Source organism: Arthrobacter sp. SPT-J7 (genome assembly GCF_059089965.1).
Genome location: NZ_JBNHFF010000363.1, coordinates 1 through 2,256, shown reverse-complemented (window position 1 = coordinate 2,256; position 2,256 = coordinate 1). Strand labels below are relative to the sequence as shown.

3 protein-coding genes are annotated in these 2,256 nt (G+C 63.2%); 1 reads left to right on the top strand and 2 read right to left on the bottom strand.

Annotation, left to right across the window (positions count from 1 at the left end):
• Both AC5RWX_RS32665 and AC5RWX_RS32660 read right to left on the bottom strand, forming a co-directional pair.
• Positions 1 to 189, bottom strand: a 189-nt coding sequence (locus tag AC5RWX_RS32665) for a DUF2304 family protein (RefSeq protein ID WP_494100318.1), incomplete at its 3' end; no start/stop codon positions are given.
• 15 nt (positions 190 to 204) lie between these two features.
• Positions 205 to 870, bottom strand: a complete 666-nt coding sequence (locus tag AC5RWX_RS32660) for a glycosyltransferase family 2 protein (protein WP_494100317.1) — start codon at positions 868 to 870, stop codon at positions 205 to 207.
• Positions 871 to 1,021: 151 nt separating this feature from the next.
• Here AC5RWX_RS32660 and AC5RWX_RS32655 point away from each other — a divergent pair, with 151 nt between their 5' ends.
• The gene (locus AC5RWX_RS32655; RefSeq protein ID WP_494100316.1) at positions 1,022 to 2,167 is read left to right on the top strand and encodes a glycosyltransferase family 4 protein; all 1,146 of its coding nucleotides are present in this window, start codon (positions 1,022 to 1,024) and stop codon (positions 2,165 to 2,167) included.
• The last annotated feature ends 89 nt before the right edge of the window (positions 2,168 to 2,256 follow it).

Here is a 2,256-nt window from a genome sequence, read left to right as displayed (position 1 = left end):
GACGCCAAAGAAGGTCGCGACAGTTGAGAGCAGGCCCGGGAAGAAAATCGAGAGAACAGCCACGCCGGCGAACAGGATCAGCATCATTCGGCGAATGGCGAGGTGACGAGCGTTAGATCCCCCGCGCATCAGCGCCACGGAGACGATGATGACGGCAAGGACGAGCGCAATCTGCACGAAGATCAACATGTCAGGGGGCCTTTACTATTTGAAGAAAAGTTCGACGACGATATTGACGGCGTTTAACAGCGACTGCCCCTTCGCCTTGGAGTAGTCGGTGTAGATGATCTCTACGGGATGCTCAACATAGCGAGGCTGCATCTTCGCCAGCTGGTGCACCAATTCAGAGGCATGTGCCATCCGGTTCTGGGTCAGGTGAATGCGGCTGGCCACCGAAGGGCTGATGGCGCGTAGCCCGTTGTGCGCGTCGGTCAGGTCCAGGCCAGTGGAAAGCCGAGACTGTATGGCTGCAGTCTTGAGCACCAATCGCTTGGCTGGGGAAAGCTTGGTCCGCTTGTCCAGGAAGCGCGAACCCAGCACTATGTCGGCCTCGCCGCTCCGGATGCGCTCCACCATCGCCTTTGCGTCTTCGACGCGGTGCTGGCCGTCGGCGTCGAACGTCACGATGCAATCGAGCTCCGGGTCCTGCAGGGCGTATTCAAACCCGGTCTGCAGGGCAGCACCCTGACCGAGGTTGATGGGGTGCTGGATAACGACTGCGCCGGCCGCCCGCGCAATGTCCTGGGAGCCGTCGGAGCTGCCGTCGTCAATGCAGACAACGTTAGGAAACTCCTTACGGAGATCCGCTATCACCCCGCCGACGACGGTAGCCTCGTTGTACATCGGAATAACGAACCATGTGCGACTCACAAGAATCCAGTATTCCACAAGCCCGGCGGCCGCCCCGCCCTGCCTCTAGGCGCTGCCGGTATAGTGGTGAGCACTTAGACCCGGCGCATCGGGCCGTCGCTAAGTGCCGACGACGGAGGTGCGCGGCCCCGAGAGAAAGCTGCTAATTACTTTGACCGCCCCCGTTCCCCCGGTCCCGGACTCCGCCCACCATGTTGCGTTTGTGGTCAACAACTACCTCCCCAGCGTCGGCGGAGTGGAGTTCCATGTGGCGGCGTTGGCCAAGCAACTCGCCAATCTCGGTGCGAAGGTAACAGTCTTCTGCCTGGACAACGACACGCCGTCGGAGCTGGAGTCGAACCCCAAGATTGTTAGGTTCAAGTGTTCTCCAGCCGTTGGCGGTGTGCTCGCCTGGCCATGGCCAGGAACCTCTCGGAAGATCCGGCAAATGCTGGCGGACAGCCCCGTGACTGCGATCTCGACGCACACCCGGTTCTTCCCAATGTCTTTGATAGGCGTCCGCCTCGCCCGGCGGCTTGGCGTCCCCGGTATCCACACGGAACACGGCTCCGCCGCGGTGAAGGGAGTAATTCCGCTGGTCGCACTAGCCAGCAACTTGGTGGACAAGACGATGGGAAGGCTCGTGCTGCGCGGCGCCAGCCGCGTGCTGTGCATTTCCGACGGCGCCCGGGAGTTCGTCCGCAGCCTCGCGGGCGTCGATGGCGAGGTCTTCCACAACGCGATTGACACTGAGGCTTTCTCCGCCGAATCGAACGGCCCTGGCCTGCGCAGCCGGCTTGTCTACGTTGGCCGAATCGTCCCGGGCAAGGGTTGGGAGCTCGCCCTCGCAACGGCCGAGCAACTCTCTGCGGACCACCCGGACATCGAATTGCACATTGTCGGCGAGGGCATAGACAGTCCTTCGCTGGTAAGCCGCGCGGCGGCCTCCCCCCTGGCGCACCGCGTCGTCATTCACGGTCGGCAACCGCCAGCCCGGATCGCGGAACTGCTCCAAAACAGTGTCTTTCTGAACCCCACGACGCTTTCCGAGGGCTTCCAGACCACCCTCTTGGAAGCAGTGGCGGCGGGCGCCGCCATCGTCAGCACCCCCGTCGGCGCAGCGCGTTACCTGATGGAGGCCGGAGCTGACGTCCGGCTGGCCGACGCCGGCGACCTCGGGGCCTGGGTCGACAGTGTCCAGGTAGCCCTCAACTCTCCGGCAGCGCCCCCGGCGGCGGCGCTGGTCGATTCCTTCGACTGGAAGCAACGTGCGGCCGAGTACCTCGCTGTTGTTGAAGCCGTACAACTGCGCAGCTGAACGGCTACGCTCCCGCCAACCGGCTGCGAAAGGATCCGGCTACGCCGTGGCCCTATTATGGTTGGAAGACCTGACCTTGGACCACGGCC